Source organism: Frankia sp. Mgl5 (assembly GCF_023242985.1).
GTDB lineage: Bacteria > Actinomycetota > Actinomycetes > Frankiales > Frankiaceae > Parafrankia > Parafrankia soli.
The window spans coordinates 1-245 of the sequence record NZ_JALKFY010000286.1 but is presented as its reverse complement, the minus strand read 5'-3'; the positions used below and the strand labels follow the sequence as shown (position 1 = coordinate 245).

The 245-nt window shown below is 56.3% G+C and carries 1 pseudogene; it reads right to left on the bottom strand.

Annotated features, from left to right (window positions below):
• A pseudogene (locus MXD62_RS09370) lies at window positions 1-245 on the bottom strand (peptidase S8); the annotation flags it as partial.

Genomic DNA, 245 nt, shown 5'->3' with positions numbered 1-245 from the left:
ATGTACTTCGCGTCATCTTCGGCACCCAAAGACGACACGGGAGCAAGCACACGCGTGGAGATGACATCAACGCCCGGAGCCGTAATGGTAGGGCTGTCTTCCCACGTCCATGTTTCACCGTCGATGGTGAAAGTGCCCTTTTTCCCTTTGGTCCCGCGGGAAGAGAAATCGGCTAGCTTCCCCTGCTTGTCGCCTGCCGCTACAGAGATGACCCATGGCGCTTTTGCATACGGGTTAAGCGTATC